Below are 25,429 nucleotides of genomic sequence, written 5' to 3' on the forward strand. Positions count from 1 at the left end.
GAACGCCATGGCAGACATGGATCGATGCCATACCCTTGTGGAAACAAAAAGTCGATGACCTCAACAACAACAACAACAACAACCAAACGAAAATAGCCTGACACTTTAATCGACCAGACAGCACGATCTGTCAGATCAGATCGTGGCTACTACACATTAGCTTAACTTCGCAATGGTCCAGCGCAGTATTAGCCCGGCGCCGATGCAAACAAAGGTAATTCCCCACACGATCATGGGCACCCAGAATGCGAGAAAAAGGCAGGCAGCCAAGCCGACCCAAGCCAGCCATTTGGGGTATATCCGTTTGTTGGTCGGCAGTTTGAGCGCCGCCGTGTTCATAATCGCGTAGTAAATCAAAACCGTGCAGGCGCTGAATGACCATGCCAGCTTGATCTCCCGCAGCAGGCACAGGACGCAGATTAGCCCAGCCATGCCGAGGATGGCCGCCATTGGCTCGCCGTTCTTGTCGAGCTTGCTGAAAAAATGCGCCACGTCGCCGCGCCGGGCCATCGCCAGCAGCACGCGGGACAGCCCGAGGAGCAGGTTGAGCAACACGCCGATCAGCGCAACGTAGCCCGCAATTTGAAACAGCTTGGTTGGTGCCGCGCCTTGAATCCACGCCCAGGCCACGCCCGCATAAAGCAGCGCCGAGGCGACCAGTGTAATGATCATCGCGCGGGGAATGTTCTTCTTCGGCTCGATGATTTCCTCGCCCATTGTCGCGATGCGGCCGTAACCGGTGTAGGCCACGAAGACGAGTGCACAGGCTTGGAGCACATTCGCGATGCTGAACTCCGGCGTCGCGAGGTCGGGCGCCACCCCTTTGGGGCCAAAGATCAGGCTGAGCAGACCGGCAATGGAAATTGTTAGGATCGCGGCATTAACCTGATTACTGCGGCGCAGGCCGAAGAGGATGGTCGCGGTGACAATTAGCACCGCAATGATCGCGCAGGCCACGTGAAAGTTGGGCCGGAAAAAGGTGCCAATCGCCAAAGCCGCGGTCGCCGCGCTGGCGCTTTTGGCCAGTAGAAACATCATGCCCGCCGTGAAGCCCGCGTAGGGGTGCAGCAGCCGGTAGCCGTATTCGTAAGCGCCACCAGAGACCGGATACGCCGCCGCCAGCTGCGCGCTGTTCAAGCCGTTAACCGTTGCGACAATGGCACCGACTGCAACTGCGAGCAGCGCCCATTCGCCTACCTGTAGCGTGACGAGCGACAGAATCACAAATACGCCCGTGCCCAAAATCGAGCCGAGCCCCAAAAAGACCGCGCCTTTGACGTCCGCGGTGCGCTTCAGCGCTGCTGACTTTTTCGCCATGCGCCCATCAGGCACACGCCCGCTGCGAAAGACAAGCCTGACCTATAAAATTCCGCGCAACTTGTAATGGCGCCCTCCGCGCCGATCCGCTATCCTACAGATATGTCATTAGTGCTCATTGCTGGAATAGTTATCATTGGAATCGTCGTGGCCGTCATCTTTCTGGGAGGTAAAAACGGATGAGCAGCCCCTACCCGCAGCTCGCGGCCGAGCTTGGCGTCCCCTTGCATGGCGGGGATCCCTATCTGCCCGGCATCCCGATTTTAAACCTGCTCAAGCGGCCATATTATGTAGAGGGCCCCTACCGCAATCGCCACCTGAAGATCTATAATTTCTCAAAAGGCAGCGGGAAAAACAGCACGCCCTACCACGCTGTCCGCATTAGCCTCGCGCGGTCAACCGACCTCACTTTCAAACTCAGTTCGGAAGGCTTTTTCGGCTCCATCGGCAAGGTCATGGGCATGCAGGATATTCAAGCCGGCAACGCAGCGTTCGACAACGCCTTCATCGTCAAGTGCAATGACCCCGGCTTCGTCCGGGGCGCGCTGTTGCCGGAAATCCAACAAGGCCTTCTGGCTTGTAAGGAGCACTACCGCGGCTTCGGCTCGATCTCGCTCAACGGCGCTTGGATCGGACCCAATGACTCCACGCTCCACTACGAGCAGCGCGGCTACCTCCGCCGGGATGAAGACCGTCTGCGCGCCATCGCACTCGCCCCCGCCATGAGCGACCTCGCCGACGCCATCGAGGTTTACACTGGGGGCTAAGCTTTTCTCTGGCCAAAGCCCCCGCCTTGGCATCCAATGGGGGTATGAAACATTTCATCATTTCTCTACTCGTCGGCGCGTCGTTGATTGGCGCTGGCTGCTCCGATAAGTCCGATGCAGAAAAAGCCGCCGAAGAAGCCAAGGAATCCACCTCCGAAGCACTCAGCAGCCTCAGCGATAGCATGAAGAACGCGGGCGATGCCGTGAGCGACAAGGCCAAGGAAATCTCCGCCGACATCTCCAACTGGTCTGAAGATCAGAAGAAGCAGGCCATCGCCAAGTTCAAGGAATCAGGCGACGCGCTGGAAAAGCAATGGAACGCCCTCGCCGCCAAGGCAAACGGTCTTTCCGGCGAAACCGAAGACCAGTGGGACCAAGCTGAAGACCACTGGGACGACGCCAAGAAAGCCTACAATGCCGCGCTTACGAACATGCAGGATGCCTCGGCTGATAACTGGGACAAAGTCGAAGCTGAGATGAAGAAGGCCTGGACTTCCATGCAAAGCGCGTTCAAGGAAGCAAGCTCTGCATTGCAAAGTAAGTAAGCACTCACAATCTTTTTCAACCCGGCCGCGGCCCCACCTGGGACCGTGGCCAATGTGTATCATTCTCCCAGACATCCCTGCTGACTATGGCCGCTGGCAAAAAAGAAACCCCGATGATGCAGCAATACTGGCGTTATCGCAAGGAGGACCCCCGCGTCCCCGCCGATGCGCTGCTGCTCTTTCGCTTGGGCGACTTCTACGAAATGTTTCATGGCGACGCCGAGGAAGGCGCGCGCCTGCTCGGCATCACGCTGACCCAGCGCGGCGGCTACCCGATGGCGGGCATCCCCTACCATGCGCGCGACACCTACCTGCCCAAGCTCCTCACACAGGGCGTCAAGGTGGCCATCGTCGATCAGGTCGAAACACCCAAGCCGGGTAAGCTTGTCGAGCGCGACTTAACGCGCGTCCTCACCCCCGGCACCACGCTCGAAGAACACCAGCTCGACGCGCGGCGCAACCACTACCTGCTCGCGCTGACCAGCGACCGCAAAGGCAACTTCCACGCCGCGTGGCTCGACCTTTCCACGGGCGAATTTCAAGTCGCTTCGGAAACCGATCCGGCGAAGCTCATGCCAGTCTTTCACGCGATCGACCCGAAGGAAATTCTCCTGCCGGAAAACACCGCGCTCAAATGGGCGCACAAGGAGGAGCTTCGCGCCTGGCACGAAGACTTCGACTACTACTGTCAGAACCGCCCCGTCACCATTTTGCCCGACTTCCAGTTTGAAGTCGATGCAGGCGCCCGCGCGGTGCTCGACGCCCTCGGCGTGCTCAATCTCAACGGCTTTGGTCTCGATGTGTCGCACCCTGCGCTCGGCAGCGCTGGCTCGCTCATTGCCTACGCGACGGACACCCTTTGCGCGCCGCCCAAGAACCTCCGCCACATCAAGGAATACCATACGCAGCGGACGCTCCTGCTCGATCCGTCGACGATGCGTAACTTGGAGATTTTCCAAAGCTCGCAAGGCGGGCGCACGGGTTCGCTCATCGCCGCAATCGACCAAACCGTCACCGCCGCCGGTGGCCGCTTGATCGAGCAATGGCTCGCCGAACCGCTCCTTGATTTAAAGGAACTCAACCGCCGCCAACAAGCCGTGGCGGACTTCCATGCCGAGCCTGCGCGCTGTGGCGCGCTCACGGATTTGCTCAAGGGCATCCGCGACATCACCCGCATTTTGGGTCGCCTGCAAAACCGCATTCGCAATCCGCGTGAGCTGGGCGGCATTCGCGACACGATCAACGCGATGCCCGAAATTCGCGAAGAGCTTGCGGCGTTCGCCGGCGAAGAGGTGCAAACTTTGCATGGCAAAGTAAGTTCGTTTGACGCCCTGCGTGAGCACCTCGCTCAAGCCCTCGCCGATGAGCTGCCCGGCAATATTGCCGACGGTGGCGTGATCCGCGATGGCTTTGACGAAGACCTTGACCACCTGCGCAGTCTCACGCGCGACAGCAAAACGTGGCTCAGCAACTTCGAAGCGACCGAGCGCGAACGCACCGGCATCAAAAGCCTTAAGGTGAAATACAACGGCGCGTTTGGCTACTTTATCGAAGTCACCAAAGCCAACGCCGCGCAAGCGCCCGAGGACTACATTCGCAAGCAGACGATGAAGAACGCCGAGCGCTTCGTGACCGAAGAACTCCGCGTCAAAGAAAAGGAAATTCTCCACGCCGAGGAGAAGGCGCTCGCCCGCGAAGACCAGCTCTTCCAAGAGCTCGTGGCGCGCATTTTGGAAGACGCATCGGCGCTCGAAGAAACCGCCGCCGCCCTCGCGCAGTGCGACCTCTTCATCGGTTGGGCGCAGCTCGCGCGCGAGTGGGATTACTGCCGCCCCGAGATCGCCGATGACGACGTGCTCGACATCGAGCAGGGCCGCCACCCCGTGGTCGAGCAGATGATCAAGGCGGACCGCCTCGGCCTGCGCGGCGCTCACGGCTTCGTGCCGAACGACACCTTGCTCACCGCTGGCGAAGAGCAGATCGCGCTGCTCACCGGCCCGAACATGGCCGGTAAGTCGACTTACATTCGGCAGGTGGCGCTGATCACGCTCCTGGCGCAAATCGGCAGCTGGGTCCCGGCCAAGCGTTGCCACGTAGGGCTCGTTGATCGCATCTTCTCTCGCGTTGGCGCCAGTGACGAGCTGGCCCGCGGCAACTCGACCTTCATGGTCGAAATGAACGAGACCGCGAACATCCTCAACAACGCCACGAACCGCAGCCTGATCATCCTCGACGAGATCGGCCGCGGCACTTCGACCTACGACGGCTTGAGCATTGCCTGGGCCGTGGTCGAGCACCTGCATGGCGACGAAGAGAAGGGTCCGCGCACTTTGTTCGCCACGCACTATCACGAGATCACGCAGCTCGAAAACACCCTCGCCCGCCTGCGCAATTTCAGCGTTTCGGTGAAGGAGTGGGCTGACGAAATTCGCTTCCTCCACACCGTCATCCCCGGTGCCGCGGACCGCAGTTACGGTATTCAAGTAGCACGCCTCGCGGGGCTCCCGGCAACGGTCATCACCCGCGCCAAAGCGGTGCTCGAAGAGCTGGAAAGCGAAGGCAACGTCCTCCGCGAAACCCTGCGCGAGCCCAACGCCCCGAAGCTTGAACCCAAGCCCAAGCCAAAACGCAGCCCCAAGCCCGCCCCCGCAGACGACGACCAACTGGCGCTGTTTTAGGAGCAACTATTTTTCCAATATGGAGTGCGCCAGTCCCCTGGCGCTTTCCCCGTAAGTTTAGTAGGTCAAGCAGTTGAAACAAAGCGCCAGAGGACTGGCGCACTCCATATTTGCCAAAGTCTTGACTCCACCACGTAGTCGTAGGGATGGAGAGCTTCTTCCCCGCATGAATACTGGGATTGAGGTGCGGATTCTCCGGCGCAAATCGTGATTTTAGAAATATTTTCGCTGGGCGCGATTTTCTCAACCAAGCTCAAAAGCCCATAAGAGCTGTTCGCGCGAACAGCGTTAGGATAAAAATAGGAATGATGCGCCCAAGCGCCTAGATCCCAAATCTAGAGTATTGGGGCGCAAAACGCAGAAATCTTCCATTAAACTGAAAACATAACTTGCAGAAATCCGTCCTTTTCGTCTAAAATAGACATATTAAGGAGAAATAGGCAACATGCAGATATTTACCGCCAACGACGCAAAGCAAAATTTCGGGCAAGTTATGGACAGCGCCTTGCAGGAACCCGTTTCCATCACCAAGCACGGTCGGCCTTCGGTGGTTATCACCTCGGACAGCGAGTATCGTGAATTGCTGAGGATAAAATATGACCGCTTGAAGGCCGACGTTCAGGCCGGATTTGAAGCTCTTGAGCGCGGCGAAGGCATTGCCATTGAGACTGAGGACGACTTGAAGGCAGTCATGGATCAGATCAAGTCTCGTGGTCGCAGCAATTTAGCAAAACGCTCGGAATAATCCATGAAGCTTGTTATTTCACCGAAGGCTCTCAATGACCTTGACGAGCTTTGGCTCTACATTGCTCAAGACGATCCTGTTGCTGCGGACGGAGTCATTGATTATCTCCAGTTGCAACTCCTAAAATTGGCTTCGATGCCTAGCATGGGAAGGGTTCGACCAGATTTATGGCCGGATGCTTATTGCCACTCGACGGGGAAAGAATCATGGCGGAGTGGCTTCTTAGTCTTCTACCGGATTGCTGACTCTCATATCGAGATCGCTCGCATCATTGAAGGCCATAGAGACATCTCACCCACACTGTTCGAATAGACCTTAGATAGGCAGATGCCAATCTTCACACGTAGATCAATCCAAAACAGGATTAATAAGCTCGCGGGTAAAATCAGCGACAGCAAACTCAACCGACTGATCAGCCTTCTGAATATCGAGGGTAGCCAAAGAAATACCCAAAGATACATCGAATGCCTAGCAGCTGTATGGGAAACCATTAGGGCACTGAAACACCATCAATATGCAAATATCAGACAAGACAGCATGAGCATAAAATTCAATGAAAGCGTAACTATATCGTCCCATGTTTTGCTGGAGATATTGGCGGGTAAAAGATCGATTGAGGAACTACATGGCTCCGATCTACCTAACCCCTTTTCAATGGCAATTAACAGTCATAAACAGATATCTTCAATTAAGCTTCTCGCCCAATCAGAGGAAGACGAAGATAAAGTTATTATTGAATTTTGTCAGGACGTTTCCCTTGGCCCTTTTATAAAGCCACAAAAAAATAGTTGATATCGTCAGATCGCGAGCCGAGACAGAGGCCAAACCGCTAGATATTATCTAAGACTTCAAAGAACATTTCTTTTTCGAAATCAGTAAAATTAAGAATATCGGGATCGATACCTCGAAGAGCATAAATGAACGAGTCTACTTCTTCTCCAAGGTCATACTTCCCAACGATCAAATCCGTCAGCTTGTATGGGAGCCCATACTCCTCAAGCGTAGTGACTGCTGGATGCATAAACAAATGCTTAACAGCCGCCCCATACGCAGAATAGTCCCCGGGATTGAGACCGACCGCCCCAAACACTGACGCCTGTATTCTGTCTAGTGCTGCCAAGTAACGAGGAAAATGAAATTCACCCCACTGTCGCAATATTTTCAAAACGCTCTCGATTGCTTCTGATGGGGTCCCGCTTTTAGGATTCTTAATTTCTTCTGCCAATATTTTCTGTATACTCTTTAGCTTTGAAAGCCGGGAAATGTGAAAACATAATTGACTAGCAGAAACGATTCCGTCCTTACCCGATCCTCCCATCAAATGATCGAAGATTAGACGACAGACCACCTGAAGCTGCTCATACCTGGGATGACCTCGCCAGGAAAGGAACTCATGGTATTGCTGAGCATTGTTCATGATTTCGGCAGCTAGATCAACTTGACGGCGCGGATCGACCCCATTGCTTTGCCTAATCACCTCCATTGGCAAATAATCTTGAGCATGCAGGTAGCGCAATTGTTCCAAAGAACGCTCACTTAGATCACCATGGTCAATATGAATCAATAACGACTCAGGGGCATCCTCCGGTTGCGTTATAGATGGAATATCTATGCTAGGCAGTTCAGGGTCAGGCTCAGGATGCAACACATAAACATGCCCGACAAAATGCTGAAACATGCGTCCAGCACGGCCCTTTATGTTATTGAATGTAAACTGGTCAAACTTCTTACTAGCGATCTTGTTCTCATAAATAATTATATTTTTAGCAGAGGTGTTAACACCCTCAATAATCGTCGATGTGCATAGCAGGAAACGAATATTTCCCTGATTAAATTTACGTAATAGGTGGTAAGCGATGGAACGTGGTAATGAACCATGATGCACTGCAAATCCAGCATCTAGCAGTTTGGGTAAAATCCATTCAGGATGATAATTCCGCCTGAGCCATTCTGCCATTTCAGAAGCTGAGGGATCGGCGAATGAAACACCATTTTCTATTAAATACTCAGCAAGCTTATAAGCGCCCTTTGCCGATCTACAAAATATGAGAGTTGGTTCTTCTATTTTCTCACATATCTCCAAAGCATTCTCTTCCTGGGTTCCATCACCTGCATATCGGATCTCTGTGGCGACTGTAGAAAAATTGAACCGATAGAACCTAAAGTTCAAATCAGTTTCATCCACTGTGATGTCTTGAACATTTGGACCGATCAAAAAGAACTGAGCGCCAGACTTGAACAGCTTATAAAAAGCTTGATTAAGGACAAAAGTCCTTTCATCGCCACGCTCAGGGCTAAGCTTGTAGAACTCGTCTAAGACAAAAAACTGAGGATTTATGTTATTCTGAAACTCTACGAATCTTTCTTGCGTGAGGATAAAAATATCTTTTCCAGTCCTGTCCTGGGTTGCATGAGTGATGACCTTGTATTCGCCGGAAAATCGTTTGGTCAACCGACGACGGGTTTCATCGATCAGTGCGATGGTTGGCACAATTACAACGATGCAATTAAACATTTTCGATGCAATCATGGCATCTATAAGCAAGCTCTTTCCAAAACTTGTGGGCGCACTGAGAATTACGCTGATACCATCTAGGAGAGCTCTATACACGCGTGCCTGAGCAGAGTGTAAGTAAATTCCTTCCAAGCCATCAGCCGTATGGTATTCATAGTTGACAAGCTCACCAGTCGTCATTCTTGCGTCTTCAAGTAAATATGGATACAGACCAGCCTTCTGAATTAAACTATCCAAGACATTTTGGTATCCATTAAAAATATGCCTATGTTCCAGTGTCCGAATCAAAAATTCCCTGCCTTGATTCTCGTCTATGCTCCGCGTTGAATCTAAGAGTTTTGAAATTTCAGCAAGAGCAGTGAAGCCATTCCCTGAAAGCCAATCTTGATCTGAAAACTTATTGTAGTTTCCACTCATCTCTGCATCCCCTCTAACTTAGCGTGCAAAAGGTCAACCAAGTCCTTCTTATGATGTAGGGGAACCAAGAATAGGTGAATTCGAACATCGGGCAATTCGTATTCAGAGAACTTTCTGTGAAGATCATGGAATTCTTGGCTCAATGCAGTGCGAAAACCGCCGATGCTGTGATTATCAGCCATTTCCTTTAGCAATTCACCAAACTCATCGGGATCGATGATCGCATCGGCAATCGCGGGGAGGTTTTGCAGATCGCGAGGACGCGTCGTTAAAAAGTGAGCAAGTAGGCCCTTCAGTGGTAATTTGGTATTCTCGGCAAAATAAACGGCTTCGCCCCCGGAGCCTTGAACAACACAACCTGCAACTACAGCGCTAATCAGACTTGCCGCGTTGGGATCGTAAGGATCAATTTCCCAGAGGGGATTGTAAGAGCAACTTCCCAAATTGCCCAACTGAAATGGATTGAGAAAGAAACAGGCATAGCCACGCAGCCGCCGCATCCACGCAGTCACTTTAGCGAACTCACCAGAAGGATCTAGTATGAGACCGCTTCCCCTGAATTTAGCAATAATATGAAACAATGAGTATACGGATTTCCCTGCGCCAGTGAGCCCAAGTAGAAGGAGGTGGGCTGAACTTTTAATCCCTACCCGCCGAGACCTGCTGTCAAATTTGAAACGTGATCTCCCCAAGGCGATTTGGCCCTTTTTCCACCACAGCAGCGGCATTGCCATCTTGCGGAACACACTTTCACCCGCCCATCGCATGGAGGCGCCCGTCCCCTGACGAAACGCATCTTGATACCATTGGCTCCCATTGACCCATTCAATGATATAACAGGCAAAATAGACGGCAGCGAACGCAGACAGGAGGATTTTCGCTCCACTCCAATCGATCTGAGCACCTTCCATCTGGAAATGCGGCAATATGTTGAACCACGCCCACAGTCCTGCCAGACAGAGAAACAGGAACCCCAGCAGTTGCTTCCAAACCGCAAAGGTCAGCGCATTTCGGCGGTGGAACCACTTGAGCAAGTAGAACAGACCGAAGCCAAAGACGATAAAAGGGAAGGAGATCATCAGTAGGAGCGCTCCTCGCTGCATTCCAATCGAGGCGATAACGATTTTGAAATTGTCGAAAGCTGGCACACCGACCAGGTGCTTGAAGCGATGAAAAAAGGCGCGCTTTCGGGCGATCCACTGATCATTGCCTCCACTCTTTTCCCTGAGTTTGGAAAAATTAAAAACTTTTTTCGGGAATTCGCCATATCCATCAAAAGGTTTAAGATCGCCCATAAAATGGATATATCGATCTTGCTTCTGGATTACCGAAATACCAAACTCGTTAATGTCAGATTTGAGCTATACGATGTTACTCAGACCAATGGCTCCAAACCCGATTCCGCCAGAATTGAAAAGCAAGTAAGAGCTTTTCTTGAACTCAAGCGCGACTTCGCTGAATCCATTGACATGAAGGTCTACCTCTACACAAGCTGGCCATTCGGACATTATTATCAGATTGGGCAACGCATCATGTATACCGGACAATTTCTGCCGGTCGATTCCGCGACAAGCGCTCCAATGACTATTATTCGCAACAACCAGACAGCGATCTGGCAGCAATACCAACGTAATGTTGAGAAAATGATAAAGAATGCAACTGATGCAGAAGACGTAATTGAAATTTAAGCTTCAAGAAATTTCCGGCGGCGAGCTTATGCTGCTGTCTGGCTCAGGCCAGGTATCTGGGCGCGCAACCTCATAGCCATACTGTCCCTTCCATCGATAGTAGCGCTGTGCTTGTTCGTCTTCAAGAGATTCGGAAGTTATCGGGCCTCCTCCTCCTTCAAGGGGCAGCTGATACTCAAAGCGCTTCATCAAATCTTCAGCGGCAGCCTGGTAAGTTTCTCCAATTCCAAACCATGCTCGACCATAGCCAAAGACTACTTTCTGCCCCTCATAGCCATGCTGGATTAAAATGGGCAACAGATCGTAGTAAGCAGATACCCAGGGCGCAACTGGGTGGTAACAATCCGGGCGCACCAACAACTCATCATCAAAACTGCCCGGTAACGCATCAAGATCAATAGTGGGAAGATACCAATCGAGTTTTGGCCAACCGTTATAGCGTGCAAATTCACGTTTTAGCTCCTCGCCTTTCAGACGCTTGATCTCATCTCGCGTCAACCTATCTGCACCCATTCGACCCCCTACCTAGCTCATTGGCATCAAGGACTTATCATATCACAAATCCATGCATATGCACAACTCGACCACCACATGACGAGATGTCAGACGTCTAAACAATGTAATTCCCAGATGGAATCACTGACATACCCTCAAATGCACTTCTCTGGCTTTGGGTTGCTGGCCAATGCAATGACACCAATTCAAGAATCAATCCGTCACCTGGACGGCCTTTTCATTCGGGTCTGGCGAAGCGCCGCGAAGAAAATCAACTCCCTCCATACCCGCCAGTGACCCCTCGTTGATTTTCTCCGACGGGCTTCGCCTTATTCATACCCGCAAGGCCGTTGAGGTGACGGCCAACTCTTAAACTGAAAGGTGTCAGCAATGACCAACGAAAACAATAAACCCATCCACAAAATAAATCTTGGGTCAGGCATAACTGCCTCTATCTGGGAAAACTCAACCGACAATGGCGTCCTTCACGCCGTCGAGGTGGAACGTCGCTACCTTCAAGGCGATGAATGGAAAACCAGTAAAACCTATGTCGGCTCACAGATACTCCTGGTATCCAAGGCCTACGAGCTGGCGTTCGATTACATCCAATCTATCAAGTCAAAGAACTAACCTAAAGCAGAGAATGGAGCCGAACTCATCGGCTCCTTTATCGCTGCTACTGGGCAGAATTCACCTGCCGAGTTTTCAAACCGAATAATTCCCGGTCGCTGTCACGATCAAGCTTCTGATCGAGCAATTCTCGCAGCCTATCTCGCCATTGTGTATTATTCTCCGATTCATTCAGCATGATCGCACCGACGAGAACTTTCTTCCGCGTACCAACGAACAGACCGACCGCATCGTTAAAGGCACTGAAATTACTGTTCATGATCAGTTGCTGTCCGAATGCTGTTTCATCGTCTATTGAACGAGGATCAACCATTGAAGCCAGGGCACTATCGACAGCCTCTTGTGGAAAATCTCCCAATTCGTAAACTGCCGCTAGCAAAGCCGCACTCTCGTTATGCTTTTTCGCTGATTCAGTAATTGTATTAATTGCAGATTGGGCTTGGCTAATTTTCTTCTGGTATTTGCGCCCTAAATTCTGCTTCGCACGATTAAATGAGGACTGAGATGCGTAGCTATCTCGTTTGCTAGCAAGATCATCATACTCCTGAGCCCATTCTTGTTGGTAGCCGGCAATGTCGTTCTCGTAATCTTCGATAGTCTTTAGACCATATGGATCAAACTTGGTCCAAGTCTTTTTCCCAAACCCCATCGTATGGAACGTCACTTCACCAACTACCCGGTTTTCGGCCCTGACGCCGATTTGATCGACCCGGAAGAGCTGCCCACTTGGGTCATCGAAAATAACGATGACTTGCTCGCCTTTGACAAGCCGGGGTGGGTCGTCTGCCATCCGTCGAAGAACGGGCCGTGGTCGAGCCTTGTCGGCGCGTGCCGCGAGTGGACCGGCATGGAGACGCTGCACCTCATCGCGCGGCTCGACCGCGAAACGAGCGGCGTGATTCTGCTCGCCAAGCACAAGGCTGCCGCCCGCAAGCTACAAATTGCGTTTCAAGACCGCGCCGTGGAGAAGACTTACCACGCCATTCTCGAAGGCGAAATGGCGGAGCCCGTCGCCGTCGACCAGCGCCTCGCCAAGGACCTGGAGTCCCCCGTCGCGGCCAAGGTGACGGTGCGCCGCTCCAATTCCTCGCAGCGGGCGATTTCCCACTTCACGCCGCTCGTCGCGCAAAATGGCTACACACTGGCCGAAGTGAAACTGGAAACCGGCCGCAAGCACCAGATCCGCGCCCATGCGGAATGGCTGGGCCACCGCGTAGTCGGCGACAAGATTTACGGGCCGGACTCCACGCTGTTTTTGGACTTCATCGAGCATGGCTGGACCGAACGACTGGAGGCCAATTTAGCCATGCGACGGCAGGCGCTGCATTGCACGGAGCTACGTTTTAGTGACGGTTTAACCTTCCGCGCGCCATTGGCCTGGGACATGCGGCAATTTGCCCGCGAACGCATGGGGCTGGCCGATTTGCCCGCTGCCTGCGTAGGGAATTAATGGTCAAATCACAACCGAGGCCTATTGACCCTAATAAATCGTGGTAGTGTGCTTGACCCATTGCTTGCTTCGCACAGAATGTTTTTACCCGTGAACACCATGACGGACACCAGCCGCCCGGCGCTATTTGATCTCGATGGCGCTATAGAGGCGATCAACAATGCGTTGATCGAGCCGAAGACGCGTTTGCGTTTGGTGGAGCCGGATCACGTGGACTACCAGCAGGACGCCTTTCGCAAGTTCCGCGATGTGCTCTCCGAATGGCGTGAGTTCGACAAGCGGGCGAAGTTTACCATCGTAGACGAGCGGGATCGAGCCTGTGGCTTCTTTGAATACGAGCGCTACTGGCAAGGTGCGGATGACTTGGGCCGCGACGACTTTATCGAGCTGCTGCAAATTCAGCTGCGTTTCCCCTTTGTATTCAAGGACGGCACATCGCTCTCCGGCTACTCCGGCAAGCGCGCGCGTGTGAAGCGGGGCGACGAGCCCACCAGTACGCTGTCGCTCAAGGTGGATCACGTCCCCCGGGCGCCGACGCTTTTTTGTCAATTTGGCACAACCTTTGGCTGGCGTATCGCAGACCTTTCGGACACAATGGTAGGCGAACTTTTCCGTTGATGCTATGACTAAATCTGGCTTCGACCCCGCTACGGAAGCTGCTATGTCCAACACCTATCCGCATTATCAAGTGCGTCTTGATGACGGACGGCTGATCGAATTGACCAGCCCTGATCGTATCTTGCCAGAAGCTTGGTCGCGAGTCCAGGGGCTCCCTGAATGGACGCGGCTTTCCTACCACCAATGCTCTAACTGTCCATTCGACGAACTGCGGATCGAGCGTTGCCCTGCTGCCGCTGCCGTCGCCCAGTTGGTGGAAAATTTTACCGAGGTCGTTTCTTTTCAAAAGGTGGACTTGGTCATCGTACGGGCCAATGGACAATACTCCGTTCGTGGCTCGGCGCAGATGGTCGTTTTTGCGATGCTCATGGAGTTCGTTTCCCGCGCCAAGTGCCCGTATCTCTTCGATCCCAGTGCGGACAAGGGCTTCTTCTTCCTGTGCCTGGATGTCGACCAGCTGCTCTACCGGTTTTTCGCGAGTTTCCTGATCCAGCACCATTTACTCAGCTCCGGCGAGCCCGATCCCAACGCCGTCAATTGGCACCGTTTCCAGCAATACATGGGCGAGATCCGCGTGTCGCTGGAGGGCCTGCTGGAGCGTATTCAGGCCTACTGCCATGAGGACGCCAACATCAACGCGCTCACCGGCGCCATCAGCATCAGCAAGCTCCTCGAAGAACACTGGGACGACAGCCTCCGCCTCTTTAAGGACATGACTTTTCACTAATTACAGACCCTCGCACTCACCGAACCAACCACTTATGCACATCATTCGACTCAGCCTTTGCCTTCTTTTCATCGCCATCCTCGGCGCCTGCTCCCGGGTCCCCAAGGTCCAAACACAGGCCAACCCGCAGGCCAACTTTAGCGACATCAAGACCTTCGCTGTCCTGCCGTTGCCCACGCAGATCACCGGCGCCGATCCGGGCGCGATGGTGGAAATCGCCGGCCCAGCCAAGGCGGCGATCGTGGGCGATATGGAGGCCAAGGGCTACCAACAAGTTTCCCAGGCCGACGCGGATATCCTCGTCAACCTTCACGGTGAGCTGCTCCCACGCACGCAGGTGATCGACACCGGCATCGCGCCGCCCCCCGGCTACTACGGCGACCCGTGGATCACTGGCTATCCCTACGCTTCTCAGCAAATCGTCCGCAACTACGAGCAGGGCACGCTGGCCATTGAGATTTCCAAAAACGTCGGCGGTCAGCCGCAGCTGGAGTGGGTCGGCTGGACCACCAGCAAGCGCGCCCCCGGCGCCAAGATCAACGTGGACAACGTTGTCGCCGGCATCCACGAGATTCTCGCCGACTTCCCGCCGGAGAAGTAGTCGTTAATGCTATCTGGTGAAGAGCTAGAGGAGCGCGCCCTTCGCTATTTGGAGGCGGATCGCTTTTCGGATTTCCTTGAGCTTTTTCCCAATCAGGAGCAGGCGTATTTTTACTACGCCGGTTTAATGGCCAAGCGGCATTCTGTTGCGGATCAGCCTAATGCCATTGCGTTTAAGCTCGTTTGGAGGCGTATCTACAACAACTTTTTCTTTCTGTTCTATTTGCGCCACAAGGAGTTTCATTTCGAAACGATCCACTACTTCGAGAAACCGGCGGCTCGGAAAGTGCAATTATGGAAATCACTGGGCGAGCTGGCTCGTTTTGCGGTGTTTCTCATGGCGATGATCGCTGGCGTGCTCCTTGTTTATAGCGTCATCCAGTTTATATTCGCCTGGAATGGGCGCGGAGGTTTTCTCGGACCAACTGCGACGTTCATAGGTATGTTGATCTTTATCTGGCTACAAGTGCTGCTCTACCGCAGTAGCCTTAGCTGGGGGCTTCCCGCTGATATACGTGCGATCGGGCGAGGCTACTTTGAGCTGCGCAAGATCTCCCGCTGTCGCTGAGTTCGCGGGAAGGTGCGTTCTCCGATTGACCTTTGTCCCGCCGTCATTCAACACTGCGGGATGACTGACAGTAGCGAAGTTCGCGTTCGTTTCGCCCCCAGCCCGACTGGGTTCTTCCACATTGGCAGCGCCCGCACGGCGCTGTTCAACTGGCTCTATGCGCGCCACACCAATGGCAAGTTTGTGCTGCGCGTCGAAGACACCGACTCCGCGCGCAACACGCCCGAGGCCCTCGCCGCCCTGCTCGACGGCATGCGCTGGCTTGGCCTGGACTGGGACGAAGGCCCCGAGGTCGGCGGCGATTACGGCCCCTATTTCCAGAGCGAGCGTCAGGACATCTACGCCGAGTATCTCCAGAAGCTGCTCGACGCCGGACGCGCCTACGAAAAGGACGACGCCATTTTCTTTAAGCTCGAAGGCGAGCGCTACGTCGAGTTCGACAAATACAAGAATGCCGAAGTCGAAAAGGTCCGCACCGAGCCCATCACCGTCAAAGATGCCATTCGCGGCGACGTGACCCGCAACGTCGAGACGGACTTCGTCATCCGCCGCTCCAATGGCGACTACGGCTTCCACTTTGTGAACGTGGTCGACGACATTGCGATGAACATCACCCACGTCATCCGCGGCGAAGACCACCTTTCCAACACCGCACGCCACGTGGAAATCTACCAGGCGCTCGGCGCTCAGCCGCCCGTGTTCGCGCACCTGCCGCTCATTCTCAAGACTGACGGCAAGGGCAAGATGTCCAAGCGCGACCAAGGCTCACTGATCGAGGAATACGTGCAGCGCAAGTTCATCCCCGAGGCGGTCCGCAACTTCATTTGCCTGCTCGGCTGGAACCCGAAGGACGGCAGCGAGATCATGCCCATCGGGGACATCATCGAAAAGTTCGACTTCCCCGGTATCCAGAAGGAAGCCGCGCGCTTCGACGAAAAGAAGATGTCCCACATCAACACGGAATACCTCCGCGCACTGCCCGTGGAAACCTTCTGCTGGATGGCCGGCCCCGTGCTCGCCGAAGCCAAGGTGATCGACGAAAGCACCGAGGAAGATTACCTGCACGCCATCCTCGCGATCAGTCAGGAAAAGGCGCGCGATTTCGAAGGCCTGCCCGAGCTCGTCGGCCCGCTCTTCAACGAGGACTTCGCCGTCGATCCCGAAGCGCAAAAGCGCGTCTTCAAAAAGGGCGAACCGCTGACCCGCCTCGCCGAGCTGCTGCCCGTGCTGGAGCAAGTCGACCCCTGGTGCGAAAACTCGCTCGACCAAGCCATCCTCGACCTCGCCGAAAAGAAGGGACAGCGCAAGTTCGACTACTTCCCGATCGCCCGCCTCGCGGTGAGTGGTCAGGCCGGCGGCCCGGACCTGCTCGCGCTGCTGCGCGCCCTCGGCAAGGAACGCGTCATTGCCCGCATGCGCCGCTTTGCGGACATGCAGGAAGCGTAAGCCAGCCTGTAGCAGAGGCGCCGAGCAGGAGGCACCCCGGACTGTAGGTGCTCCGCCATCGCCACAGTTGCCTCACCGCAAGGTCGTGCGGACGCTCCACGCCACCTTCGTATTTCCTGAGCGATTCTATAGTCTACGGTTGACCCCTTGCTCTGCCCCTTGACAATGGCGGCAGCGACAAACCCCGCGAAGAAGCTTTCTCCGAAGCCTAAGCATCCTCGCTCGGTCCAATCCTTTTAAACCGCGTCCTTTCGAGGGCGCGGTTTTTTCATGGACGCCAACAAACCGGATCCAGCATTCTGAATACTTGACTATACATCGATATACAGAAGCATCACTGTGCACTATGAGTATGATACGCTACCGCTCTGATATCGATGGACTACGCGCAATTGCGGTCATCCCAGTTGTCTTATATCATCTAAATCCACAATGGGTTCCGGGCGGATACCTCGGTGTAGATGTTTTTTTTGTTATTTCTGGCTACTTGATTTGCCGAATCATACTTCGTGAAGTGCAGGCTGGTACATTCACATTTAGGAAATTTTGGCTCCGACGTGTTAAGCGACTATTTCCCGTCAGTGCATCGGTCATCTCGGTGTCCATGGTCATCGGTTATTTCACCTTGTTTTACGACGAATGGAAATCGATGGCGATCCAGGCAGCGTCATCATTGCTCTGTGCTTCGAACATCTACTACTGGAAGCACGCGAACAACTACTGGGGAAGCCAAGTGGACGACATGCCTTTCCTCCATACGTGGTCTCTCTCGATCGAAGAACAATTTTATCTTCTATTTCCGCTATTTCTGTTCCTCATCACCCGTTTCCAAAAACAAAAGTATTTATTTTGGATACTGGTTACTCTTGTCTTTTCATTGTCGCTTTCAATTGTCACTTCAATACTGGCGAAGAGTGCAAACTTCTATCTACTTCCCACACGCGCGTGGGAATTGCTACTGGGCTGCGCTCTGGCAGCGAGCAGTCTAAAAAACAGCAATCCGCAAAAGGTAGGTCATTGGTGGTCCGCTCTAGGCCTTGCCGCTATCTTAGCTTCTTTTACACATGGATGGAACTACCATAGTTACAGTTCTGTTGGTCAACTGCTAGCCACTATTGGCAGTACATTGCTGATCTGGAAATGTGCGCCAAATGCAGGGCCAGTCGGCAAGCTGCTCTCTGCCCGGCCAATCGTCTTCATCGGAAAGATTTCGTATTCCCTCTATTTGTGGCACTGGCCTGTAATCATAATCTCCCGCTACATTGATGAATTCAATCCATTAGTTATTTTCTGCGCGGTGCTTGGCTTGTCGGTCATTTCATACTACTTAATTGAACAACAAACCCGCTACTTGAAAAATAGTGCGTTCGGTTTGGTTTTTGCAGGGGGTGTAGTCGCACTGATCGCAACGCTGACCATGCCTTTCTACACCAATCGAGATATGATCAATTATAACAAGCCTACATTCTGGTATAGCGTTAGCCTGAACCCACGCTTGAAAGAAAAAGCCGAATACAACGGACACAATGGCGACTACCGCACGGGCTTGCTACTCGATGATTTACCCGCTGATGGACGGCTCGATATATTGGTGATTGGAGACAGTCATTCCGCAATGTATTTGCCTGCAATTAAGAAAGCCGCAGAACTCAATAATATGACTGTTGGTTATTATGGCAGTGGCGATGGGGCCAGCCCTTTTTTCGTAGAGGGCATGGATAGCGCTAAGCTGCATCCCAAAGACTTTTGGGACCCGAATGTGAGGAAAGAATACGATCAATACCGATTAGACTTCATTGCAAAATATAACCCGCGAATTATCTTCGTAGGCGGACGCTGGGAGTCGTGGCAAAAAAAGCTCGGAAGTGAGAGCCTAGCCTTTCACGTTGATTCGCTGATCAATAGACTCGGCGATAGCAAAGTGTATTTCATCACCCAACCTCCTGTCCTTCCATTTGGAACTGATCGTTTTAACTCTGGCCTTCTCGATCATCCGCGTTGGCGTGGTTTTGAGGAACACAAACATAATACACAGAAACGAAATGATGCTCACGAAACTATTGAAAACATTACTAAACGATATGATAATAGTGAGCTCATTTCAACCGAGAGCATCTTCCAAACTAATAGCTCAATCCATTATCTGGAAGGTAACGAGATTCTCTACACGGACGACGACCATTTGAGCGTTTACGGAGCGTTGAAATGCGTAGAAGTTATTAATAAAGCGCTCAACTAACTGCCTGCGGCCTTATCAGCGCTAAGTAAGCCACAAGTATACGTGCCCATTTCGAGCGCGGCGCTGGCACATATATATGATTCAAGGCTCCGCCACTATTTCTTGTTCCACGATTGGAAGGCCCCAGTGGGCTTTGTTAAACTTACTTGCAGCATAATTTTTCTGGCATCGCCCCAGTAACCAAACGCAGCGGAAAGTCTCACTTTGTCCACCGACGCATTGCCTGTCCGCGCTTTGTGCGGCAAAGTTTTCATGGGTTCGCGGCCTCAAGCATTGGCTACTGCAAATGGGCCTACGCGTTTTATCCCGCGCTCGAGCCAAGGGCAAAAAGCACCATTCCGTCGTGCGATCACTCGCCTGCAAGTGGATGCGCATCATCTTCCAATGTTGGAAAACGCGCACGAGCTACTGCGATGAGAACTACTTGGCCACACTCCAGATTCGCACTCCACAACTGCACCTGCTCACGGTCAACGCGATTCTATAGTCTACGTTTGACCCCTTGCTCTGCTTTCGGTTGTGAATGTCACGTCATTAAAATACCAGAAATCTGTGTAGCAACAAAGCCATTGGTCCATGCGGTCTACATCACTGTTGGATGAGCATACTGCATGTCGTCACTGAATACAGTGAGCTATGCAGGAAGTTAAATTCTCTACGGGCTCACCCAACCTTGTCCTTCGACCCAGATTTCAGCGCTGGTAGAGGTTGTGTTGCTGGACAATGTCACCGTTGGAAAATGAATTTCCATATACCGGTCAACAGTCGAACCGCCCGGATTATCGAAGTGGTTTCCGCTGATGGTCACAGTAGACCAGGTTGCGTCTGGCTCAATGATCAGAGCGTCCACGTAGTTTTCTGGTCCAGTTACGTTGACGCCCGAGAACTGGTTATTCTCCACCTGAAAGTAGCCGAGCGCTTGGTCGGCATTGTTGAAAATCGCGTATTGATCCGAGTCAAGAATCTCGTTGTTGGATATGGTAATGTTTTCTAGGACGCCCATGGAGTCGATGCCCGAGTTTGCTGCTCCGTTTAGCACGTTGTTCGTGATTGCAATGTTGCGCGATTCGTTGAGTATTCGGATGCCTCTGCTCTTGCTGTCTATGATCATATTACCGTCGACAACGACGTCGTTGACGGTATGGCCAGAGCGCCCCAGCAAGGTTATCGCGCCGTGGGCTGAGGTGCTGTGAGCTGCACCGACGACCAAGTTGTCCAGAACCGAAACGTGGCTGACTCCATAGGTCAAATATCGGGAGCCTTCCGAAACAATATGGATTCCAGAACCCGCGCTGCCTTCGATATAATTACCGTCAATGTCGATATTGTCAGCACCGACGCATGTGATCCCGCGGCCATGCGATTGGTAGCGCACGTCATTGGCGTAGATCGAGATATCGCTGCAGATGGTCGGGTTGTCTTTGTAAGAAACCACAGCGATCATGTCGTCGCCTGATTGTCGAACTCGATTGTTCCAAATACCAATGTTATTAGCGCCCCGAGACAGGTGAATGCCATCTGCCAATGTCCCCCAGATCCAATTATCGAAAATTGATCCAGCTGAAGAAGTCAGATTGGTCGAGATGATCCCGACCGAAGCGCTGTCTTCAATATAGCAGCCGCTTATCTCGTAGTTGGTGGCACCCCAAACATGGATCGAAGCAGATTGCGGTGTGGATAAACGCTGGTTCGAGTTCGGAGAGATCAAGCGACACCCTCGAACAAAGACATGACTGCCGCTGAGTCGCACTGAGCTGTTTGCAGGGTCCGTGCCTGCCAACACGCTGATGTATCCATGCCCGAACAGGCTGGCGCCATCAAGCAAGAGATTGGAAGAGTGATTAAAAACACCGGGTGGTACGTAGAGAGCTTTCCCCTGAGAGTTGGCAGCTGCGATCGCACTATTGATGGCTACTAAATTGTCGGTCATGCCGTCTCCAACAGCACCGTAGGCGGTGATGTCGATGGCTGTACTAATATCGGCTGCTGAAGGCGGCGTGTCTCTGAGTAGAATGATGTCGTCGAAGTAAGAAGTCGTGTTGCCGCGAAGGTAAACCCGGCTAAAGCTGTTAAAGCTGCTATCGACAGTCTGGGCGATCGGTTGGCCGTTGATGCGAAGATAGAGTGTACTGCTACTGGCATCCCAGCTTAGCTCGATCAGCGCCATCGGAGCAGTGGTAGCATTGTGGCTGCTGGCGGTGGGGGTCGTCAGCTGTGACCCTTTATCCGACCAAGCTGGCTCAGCGCTCAGCGAGAACTTGCGGATGCTAACATAGCCCTCGCCATTTGCCTGGCCGCTGGTCGCCGAGTCCCATAGCACTCCGTAGCCTTCTTCGCCATCTGCATTGAGGACGCAAGCATAGAGGCCTCTCTGCCAGGTGCTGTGGCTGGCTCTGAACCGGAGCGTCCAGTTGCTCGTCACTGTAGAACCAAGTTCAGCACGGACCACACCGTTGTTGAGGGCGAGGTATGGAACAACCGCCAAGGATGCATTGGCGCTGTTCAAGCTTGGGCTCGATCCACTTACACTTGACCAATTGTCCAGATTTACCATCGGGTCCTCGAAGCTGGTCTGAAACCTCAAATTGTCGAAATATGAACTGGTGTTCCCGCGGAGGTAGATGCGTCGGAAGCTCGAATGGCTGGTGTCGACAGTCTGAGCAATAAGCTGGTCATTGACTCTGAGAGAAATGCTTCCAGTGGATGCTTCCCAGCTAAGTTCGAACTCGGCCATCGGTGTGCTGATTGCTCCATGACCGCTGCCTGTCGGGGTCGTTAGTTCGGAGCCCTTGTCACTCCATTGTGGCTGAGTGGTGAGCGAGAACTTGCGGATGCTGACCACACCTTCACCATTCACCTGGCCGCTGTTGGATGAGTTCCATAGAACGCCGTATCCTTCCGTTCCAGAAGCATTCAGCACGGCAGCGTAAAGACCGCGTTGCCAGGTACTGTGGCTTGCGCTGAAGCGTAGCGTCCAGTCTCCGGACACGGTGTAGGGTAGCTCGACATAGGCGACACCATTATTGAGGACCATATAAGGGATCTCGCTAAGTGCCAGATTCGCACTGCTTTGGCCAGGGCTGGAACCGTTGACTGAGATCCAGCCCGAAAGATCGTCCATTGTGTCCTTATGCAATTCACCATTGGCTGTTATTGCCAAGACAGTTGAAATCACAAAAAAGGAAAATATCGACTGTAAACTTTTCCTGTTATGATACACCTCAAGAGTAAGTGAGGCGACGAGATTAATAGGGCGCATGGGGTGCTGTGGGGTTGAGGGTAATTGCGCAACGTGACTGTTGAACGTTTCAAATAATACTCAACCGGATCAGCACTAGCCATTTTTTTTGCATGCTGCATGCTGCTTTATTCTTTTCAATGCAGGCTTATAACAATGGCATAAAATTGTTCTATATTATTTAGTCTCCCCTTAAGGATGGCAAATTTAGGCTAGGTTTAGTTTTGTTCGCTGGTTGGGAGAGCTTGGCTCCGTTAGCAGGAGTTCCCAGATTCGTTGGATGAGTTGCCAAAGAACCTCGTTTATCCATAATTTGAGGTTCCATGCGGCTGCTGCGAGGGTGAGGTTGATGGCGGCGCCTTTTGCTCCTTTGAGGAAGCAACGCGCCATGCGGAAGTCGCTCTTGAGGTGCCCGATGACCGGCTCGTCGGACAGGTTTTCCAGTTGCTTGAGCAGCAGCAAACCCGCCATCAAACGCGTCGGCAAAGCCGGGCTGCCGATGTCCGAATACAGGTGCTCGAAGCCCCTTTCCAGCGTAGCCCAGTCGATCCGATTGGCAGCCTGATAAAGGGCGTGACGCTGATCCAGCATATGCTCCAAATCCTGATGGAATAATTGAGGTTCCTCTTGAAGGCGCTTTTTCGGCTTCATCAAAGGACCAGATTTTCAGAGTTTAACTCGTTTTACTGGTCATAATAGTGGCCGCATCCAAGAGATAGGTCACTGATAGTCAGATAGATGGTGCGTTTTTCAGGGGCGACTACCTTCGTATTTGTTGGGCGATTCTATAGTCTACGTTTGACCCCATGCTCTGCTTCCATGCTCTGCTTTGACCCCATGCTCTGCTTTCGGAACCGCCGTGATGCGGACTCGTATCTCAGGTGGTGTGAGAGCTGGGAGTCAATGCATCTCGCTACTCGATTCGCTTTGGGGCGTGGAATCTGGAAGCACCCTAGATCTAGTGGCCTCCACCCCTCTTGCTGTTTTTGATCAGTTGTTTGAGCGGATCATAACCCTCCGGCACGGGAATCACCCCGTTGTCTTTCTCGTATTGTGCATACGCCTCGATCAGTTCCTTAACAAGTTCCGGGTTTTCATCAGCCAAGTTGTTCACTTCACCGGGATCTTTGGTGATGTCGTAGAGTTCCCACTCTCCAGTGCCTTTGGGTGGCGGGTTCTTTGACAGTTTGTAATTGTCCCTGAAGACGGCGCTACTGCCTGCCAGTTCATATCCGATTGTAGAACCCGGTGCATGCACCGTCTCTTTCTTTCCGGTCAAAAATCCCCAGGCACTCGTGCCGCTTGGGAGATAAATCTCACGTCCGTTGTATAGGGAACTCGGTTTTTCCACGCCGACCATCTCAAGCACGGTTGGGTAAACGTCCTTCACAAAGGCGAAAACATCGCTCCTCCGGTTGGCAGGAATCTTTCCGGGGAATCGGGCAATAAACGGAACCCGCAGTCCACCTTCTGTAGAGAAGGTTTTGAAATAACTGTGGGGGGAATTCGCGGCATTTGCCCAACCAGGGCCGTAGTCCGCGTATGAACCTTTCTGCCCCATCTTAGAATAGTCGCCATTGTAGTCCTCCAGGTAGGTGTAGGGATAATTTTTCTCATACCACGGGCGATACGCCGGATTCATGGAGAGCAGGTTCGGGTCCGCTCCATTGTCAGCCATGAAAATCACTAGAGTATTGTCAAGTTCACCTATCTTCTCGAGGTAAGTGAGAAGCTTGCCTATGTTGTGGTCCATATTGTCCAGCATACCGGCGTAGGTCTGCATACGGCGGGCGTTGAAGCGTTTTTCTTCGTCAGACAGAGCATCCCAATCTGGAACCTTCCAGTCCTCAACCGTCGTTTTGTTCAGCTCCTCGTCCAGTACTGTCGAGGCGGGAACGATACCCTGCATGATCTGCCTCTCCAGGCGCTGTCGGCGGAGAGCAGTCCAACCGTCGTCGTAGACCCCGTCATACTTGTCGATGAATTCCTTTGGAGCCTGATGCGGGTAGTGCACCGCTTGGTAGCCGAGCCAAACGAGGAAAGGTTTGTCCTCGTCCCGATCTGTCTCGATGTAGTCGATAATCTTCTGGGTCCAGAAATCGGATGAGAACGGTTTTTCTTCAGGCAAGCTGACCAATTCATGGTCTTCAAAGTAGTGGACTCGTTCGTACATCGGGGCATAAGGCGACTCGATCCAGTTGTCAGCGCCGCTTTCTGCAAGCGCAAAGGAGCGCCTGAACCCACGCGCCGCTGGGATTGATTCGGGGGTGCCGCCAAGGTGCCACTTACCCGCCATGTAAGTGTTGTAGCCTGAATCACGCAAAATCGTCGCGATCGAAACGACGCTGTTGTTCAGATGTCCTTCGTAGCCAGGTTGGTCGAACTGATTGTCCGCCATGATTTCGTGCATGTTGCCGAGGCCGGCCCGGTGGTTGTCGACTCCACTGATGAGCATTGTCCGTGTCGGCGAACAAGTCGCTCCGACGTGAAAATTCGTCAGGCTGATTCCTTCGCGCGCAAGCCGGTCGATATTGGGAGTTTTGATCTCGCTGCCAAAGGCTCCAATATCGCCATATCCCATGTCGTCGGCAATCAGGATGACGACATTTGGCGGCTTACCGTTCTCCTCCGCGAAAGAAGGTGAAGTGAAGATGGAGGCCGCAATATAGATCGTGAGGAGTAGGGGCTTGTGTGTTTTATTCATCGTATTTGACTGAAGGAAGAGGGGTATCAGTTGGAAAATGTT

Annotated in this window: 24 protein-coding genes; 16 read left to right on the forward strand and 8 right to left on the reverse strand. The window is 52.9% G+C overall.

Annotated elements, in window-relative coordinates:
* Nucleotides 1–156: 156 nt before the first annotated feature.
* Entirely contained in the window at nucleotides 157–1,317 is a 1,161-nt protein-coding gene (locus RBB62_RS10255) for an APC family permease (protein WP_309398706.1), read from the reverse strand.
* 179 nt (nucleotides 1,318–1,496) lie between these two features.
* Between RBB62_RS10255 and RBB62_RS10260 the strand changes: the two genes are divergently transcribed.
* The 6 genes from RBB62_RS10260 (at nucleotide 1,497) to RBB62_RS10285 (ending at nucleotide 6,844) form a co-directional block, all read left to right on the forward strand.
* On the forward strand, nucleotides 1,497–2,084 hold the full coding sequence (locus RBB62_RS10260) for a hypothetical protein (RefSeq protein WP_309398707.1): 588 nt from the start codon (nucleotides 1,497–1,499) through the stop codon (nucleotides 2,082–2,084).
* Nucleotides 2,085–2,128: 44 nt separating this feature from the next.
* A complete protein-coding gene (locus RBB62_RS10265) occupies nucleotides 2,129–2,629 on the forward strand; it encodes a hypothetical protein (RefSeq protein ID WP_309398709.1) in 501 nt (166 codons plus the stop codon).
* 86 nt (nucleotides 2,630–2,715) lie between these two features.
* On the forward strand, nucleotides 2,716–5,307 hold the full coding sequence (gene mutS, locus RBB62_RS10270; protein WP_309398710.1) for a DNA mismatch repair protein MutS: 2,592 nt from the start codon (nucleotides 2,716–2,718) through the stop codon (nucleotides 5,305–5,307).
* A 445-nt stretch (nucleotides 5,308–5,752) separates the two neighbouring features.
* Nucleotides 5,753–6,052, forward strand: a complete 300-nt coding sequence (locus tag RBB62_RS10275) for a type II toxin-antitoxin system Phd/YefM family antitoxin (RefSeq protein ID WP_309398712.1) — start codon at nucleotides 5,753–5,755, stop codon at nucleotides 6,050–6,052.
* 3 nt (nucleotides 6,053–6,055) lie between these two features.
* A complete protein-coding gene (locus RBB62_RS10280; protein ID WP_309398714.1) occupies nucleotides 6,056–6,364 on the forward strand; it encodes a type II toxin-antitoxin system RelE/ParE family toxin in 309 nt (102 codons plus the stop codon).
* A gap of 15 nt (nucleotides 6,365–6,379) precedes the next feature.
* On the forward strand, nucleotides 6,380–6,844 hold the full coding sequence (locus RBB62_RS10285; RefSeq protein ID WP_309398715.1) for a hypothetical protein: 465 nt from the start codon (nucleotides 6,380–6,382) through the stop codon (nucleotides 6,842–6,844).
* Between the two features lie 37 nt (nucleotides 6,845–6,881).
* Here the strand turns inward: RBB62_RS10285 and RBB62_RS10290 are convergent, their stop codons facing one another.
* Together RBB62_RS10290 and RBB62_RS10295 are read right to left on the reverse strand one after the other, a co-directional pair.
* Nucleotides 6,882–8,984: a DEAD/DEAH box helicase gene (locus RBB62_RS10290; RefSeq protein ID WP_309398716.1), complete on the reverse strand. Its 2,103-nt coding sequence runs from the start codon at nucleotides 8,982–8,984 to the stop codon at nucleotides 6,882–6,884.
* The gene (locus tag RBB62_RS10295; protein WP_309398717.1) at nucleotides 8,981–10,279 is read right to left on the reverse strand and encodes a type IV secretory system conjugative DNA transfer family protein; all 1,299 of its coding nucleotides are present in this window, start codon (nucleotides 10,277–10,279) and stop codon (nucleotides 8,981–8,983) included. Before RBB62_RS10295 ends, RBB62_RS10290 begins: the two co-directional genes overlap by 4 nt.
* Nucleotides 10,280–10,282: 3 nt before the next feature.
* Here RBB62_RS10295 and RBB62_RS10300 point away from each other — a divergent pair, with 3 nt between their 5' ends.
* Nucleotides 10,283–10,672 (forward strand): hypothetical protein, encoded by a 390-nt coding sequence (locus tag RBB62_RS10300; RefSeq protein WP_309398718.1) that lies wholly within the window; start codon nucleotides 10,283–10,285, stop codon nucleotides 10,670–10,672.
* A gap of 3 nt (nucleotides 10,673–10,675) precedes the next feature.
* On the opposite strand, the gene RBB62_RS10305 is transcribed toward RBB62_RS10300, so the two are convergent.
* Nucleotides 10,676–11,185 carry a hypothetical protein gene (locus RBB62_RS10305; RefSeq protein ID WP_309398719.1) on the reverse strand — a complete coding sequence of 170 codons (510 nt, stop codon included), beginning with the start codon at nucleotides 11,183–11,185 and terminating at the stop codon, nucleotides 10,676–10,678.
* 372 nt (nucleotides 11,186–11,557) lie between these two features.
* Here RBB62_RS10305 and RBB62_RS10310 point away from each other — a divergent pair, with 372 nt between their 5' ends.
* Nucleotides 11,558–11,797 carry a hypothetical protein gene (locus RBB62_RS10310; RefSeq protein WP_309398721.1) on the forward strand — a complete coding sequence of 80 codons (240 nt, stop codon included), beginning with the start codon at nucleotides 11,558–11,560 and terminating at the stop codon, nucleotides 11,795–11,797.
* A 46-nt stretch (nucleotides 11,798–11,843) separates the two neighbouring features.
* Here the strand turns inward: RBB62_RS10310 and RBB62_RS10315 are convergent, their stop codons facing one another.
* Nucleotides 11,844–12,461 (reverse strand): hypothetical protein, encoded by a 618-nt coding sequence (locus RBB62_RS10315; protein WP_309398722.1) that lies wholly within the window; start codon nucleotides 12,459–12,461, stop codon nucleotides 11,844–11,846.
* Here RBB62_RS10315 and RBB62_RS10320 point away from each other — a divergent pair.
* From RBB62_RS10320 to RBB62_RS10355, 8 genes are all read left to right on the forward strand, one after another.
* The gene (locus RBB62_RS10320; protein ID WP_309398723.1) at nucleotides 12,450–13,247 is read left to right on the forward strand and encodes an RluA family pseudouridine synthase; all 798 of its coding nucleotides are present in this window, start codon (nucleotides 12,450–12,452) and stop codon (nucleotides 13,245–13,247) included. The genes RBB62_RS10315 and RBB62_RS10320 overlap by 12 nt on opposite strands.
* Nucleotides 13,248–13,325: 78 nt before the next feature.
* Nucleotides 13,326–13,865, forward strand: a complete 540-nt coding sequence (locus RBB62_RS10325; RefSeq protein WP_309398724.1) for a hypothetical protein — start codon at nucleotides 13,326–13,328, stop codon at nucleotides 13,863–13,865.
* Between the two features lie 4 nt (nucleotides 13,866–13,869).
* On the forward strand, nucleotides 13,870–14,592 hold the full coding sequence (locus tag RBB62_RS10330; RefSeq protein WP_309398726.1) for a DUF6901 family protein: 723 nt from the start codon (nucleotides 13,870–13,872) through the stop codon (nucleotides 14,590–14,592).
* Between the two features lie 34 nt (nucleotides 14,593–14,626).
* Nucleotides 14,627–15,193 (forward strand): DUF4136 domain-containing protein, encoded by a 567-nt coding sequence (locus RBB62_RS10335; protein ID WP_309398727.1) that lies wholly within the window; start codon nucleotides 14,627–14,629, stop codon nucleotides 15,191–15,193.
* A gap of 6 nt (nucleotides 15,194–15,199) precedes the next feature.
* The gene (locus RBB62_RS10340; protein ID WP_309398728.1) at nucleotides 15,200–15,760 is read left to right on the forward strand and encodes a hypothetical protein; all 561 of its coding nucleotides are present in this window, start codon (nucleotides 15,200–15,202) and stop codon (nucleotides 15,758–15,760) included.
* A gap of 60 nt (nucleotides 15,761–15,820) precedes the next feature.
* Entirely contained in the window at nucleotides 15,821–17,206 is a 1,386-nt protein-coding gene (locus RBB62_RS10345) for a glutamate--tRNA ligase (protein WP_309398729.1), read from the forward strand.
* A 352-nt stretch (nucleotides 17,207–17,558) separates the two neighbouring features.
* The gene (locus RBB62_RS10350) at nucleotides 17,559–19,445 is read left to right on the forward strand and encodes an acyltransferase family protein (protein ID WP_309398731.1); all 1,887 of its coding nucleotides are present in this window, start codon (nucleotides 17,559–17,561) and stop codon (nucleotides 19,443–19,445) included.
* Nucleotides 19,446–19,788: 343 nt separating this feature from the next.
* Complete coding sequence (locus tag RBB62_RS10355) at nucleotides 19,789–19,932, forward strand: hypothetical protein (protein ID WP_309398732.1); 144 nt, start codon at nucleotides 19,789–19,791, stop codon at nucleotides 19,930–19,932.
* A gap of 168 nt (nucleotides 19,933–20,100) precedes the next feature.
* Here RBB62_RS10355 and RBB62_RS10360 read toward each other — a convergent pair whose 3' ends face one another.
* The 3 genes from RBB62_RS10360 to RBB62_RS10370 form a co-directional block, all read right to left on the reverse strand.
* A complete protein-coding gene (locus RBB62_RS10360) occupies nucleotides 20,101–22,620 on the reverse strand; it encodes a glycosyl hydrolase family 28-related protein (RefSeq protein WP_309398733.1) in 2,520 nt (839 codons plus the stop codon).
* A gap of 270 nt (nucleotides 22,621–22,890) precedes the next feature.
* The gene (locus RBB62_RS20390; protein WP_484487964.1) at nucleotides 22,891–23,334 is read right to left on the reverse strand and encodes a transposase; all 444 of its coding nucleotides are present in this window, start codon (nucleotides 23,332–23,334) and stop codon (nucleotides 22,891–22,893) included.
* A 307-nt stretch (nucleotides 23,335–23,641) separates the two neighbouring features.
* The gene (locus tag RBB62_RS10370) at nucleotides 23,642–25,387 is read right to left on the reverse strand and encodes a sulfatase family protein (RefSeq protein WP_309398735.1); all 1,746 of its coding nucleotides are present in this window, start codon (nucleotides 25,385–25,387) and stop codon (nucleotides 23,642–23,644) included.
* Between the last annotated feature and the right edge of the window lie 42 nt (nucleotides 25,388–25,429).

The organism is Cerasicoccus maritimus (assembly GCA_031296935.1).
GTDB classification, from domain to species: domain Bacteria; phylum Verrucomicrobiota; class Verrucomicrobiia; order Opitutales; family Cerasicoccaceae; genus Cerasicoccus; species Cerasicoccus maritimus.

What these genes read in the sequence shown, in the direction of transcription:
- RBB62_RS10255 (WP_309398706.1), bottom strand. Translation starts at nt 1,317, where the DNA reads ATGGCGAAAAAGTCAGCAGCGCTGAAGCGCACCGCGGACGTCAAAGGC.
- RBB62_RS10260 (WP_309398707.1), top strand. Translation starts at nt 1,497, where the DNA reads ATGAGCAGCCCCTACCCGCAGCTCGCGGCCGAGCTTGGCGTCCCCTTG.
- RBB62_RS10265 (WP_309398709.1), top strand. Translation starts at nt 2,129, where the DNA reads ATGAAACATTTCATCATTTCTCTACTCGTCGGCGCGTCGTTGATTGGC.
- mutS (WP_309398710.1), top strand. Translation starts at nt 2,716, where the DNA reads ATGGCCGCTGGCAAAAAAGAAACCCCGATGATGCAGCAATACTGGCGT.
- RBB62_RS10275 (WP_309398712.1), top strand. Translation starts at nt 5,753, where the DNA reads ATGCAGATATTTACCGCCAACGACGCAAAGCAAAATTTCGGGCAAGTT.
- RBB62_RS10280 (WP_309398714.1), top strand. Translation starts at nt 6,056, where the DNA reads ATGAAGCTTGTTATTTCACCGAAGGCTCTCAATGACCTTGACGAGCTT.
- RBB62_RS10285 (WP_309398715.1), top strand. Translation starts at nt 6,380, where the DNA reads ATGCCAATCTTCACACGTAGATCAATCCAAAACAGGATTAATAAGCTC.
- RBB62_RS10290 (WP_309398716.1), bottom strand. Translation starts at nt 8,984, where the DNA reads ATGAGTGGAAACTACAATAAGTTTTCAGATCAAGATTGGCTTTCAGGG.
- RBB62_RS10295 (WP_309398717.1), bottom strand. Translation starts at nt 10,279, where the DNA reads ATGGGCGATCTTAAACCTTTTGATGGATATGGCGAATTCCCGAAAAAA.
- RBB62_RS10300 (WP_309398718.1), top strand. Translation starts at nt 10,283, where the DNA reads ATGGATATATCGATCTTGCTTCTGGATTACCGAAATACCAAACTCGTT.
- RBB62_RS10305 (WP_309398719.1), bottom strand. Translation starts at nt 11,185, where the DNA reads ATGGGTGCAGATAGGTTGACGCGAGATGAGATCAAGCGTCTGAAAGGC.
- RBB62_RS10310 (WP_309398721.1), top strand. Translation starts at nt 11,558, where the DNA reads ATGACCAACGAAAACAATAAACCCATCCACAAAATAAATCTTGGGTCA.
- RBB62_RS10320 (WP_309398723.1), top strand. Translation starts at nt 12,450, where the DNA reads ATGGAACGTCACTTCACCAACTACCCGGTTTTCGGCCCTGACGCCGAT.
- RBB62_RS10325 (WP_309398724.1), top strand. Translation starts at nt 13,326, where the DNA reads ATGTTTTTACCCGTGAACACCATGACGGACACCAGCCGCCCGGCGCTA.
- RBB62_RS10330 (WP_309398726.1), top strand. Translation starts at nt 13,870, where the DNA reads ATGACTAAATCTGGCTTCGACCCCGCTACGGAAGCTGCTATGTCCAAC.
- RBB62_RS10335 (WP_309398727.1), top strand. Translation starts at nt 14,627, where the DNA reads ATGCACATCATTCGACTCAGCCTTTGCCTTCTTTTCATCGCCATCCTC.
- RBB62_RS10340 (WP_309398728.1), top strand. Translation starts at nt 15,200, where the DNA reads ATGCTATCTGGTGAAGAGCTAGAGGAGCGCGCCCTTCGCTATTTGGAG.
- RBB62_RS10345 (WP_309398729.1), top strand. Translation starts at nt 15,821, where the DNA reads ATGACTGACAGTAGCGAAGTTCGCGTTCGTTTCGCCCCCAGCCCGACT.
- RBB62_RS10350 (WP_309398731.1), top strand. Translation starts at nt 17,559, where the DNA reads ATGATACGCTACCGCTCTGATATCGATGGACTACGCGCAATTGCGGTC.
- RBB62_RS20390 (WP_484487964.1), bottom strand. Translation starts at nt 23,334, where the DNA reads ATGAAGCCGAAAAAGCGCCTTCAAGAGGAACCTCAATTATTCCATCAG.
- RBB62_RS10370 (WP_309398735.1), bottom strand. Translation starts at nt 25,387, where the DNA reads ATGAATAAAACACACAAGCCCCTACTCCTCACGATCTATATTGCGGCC.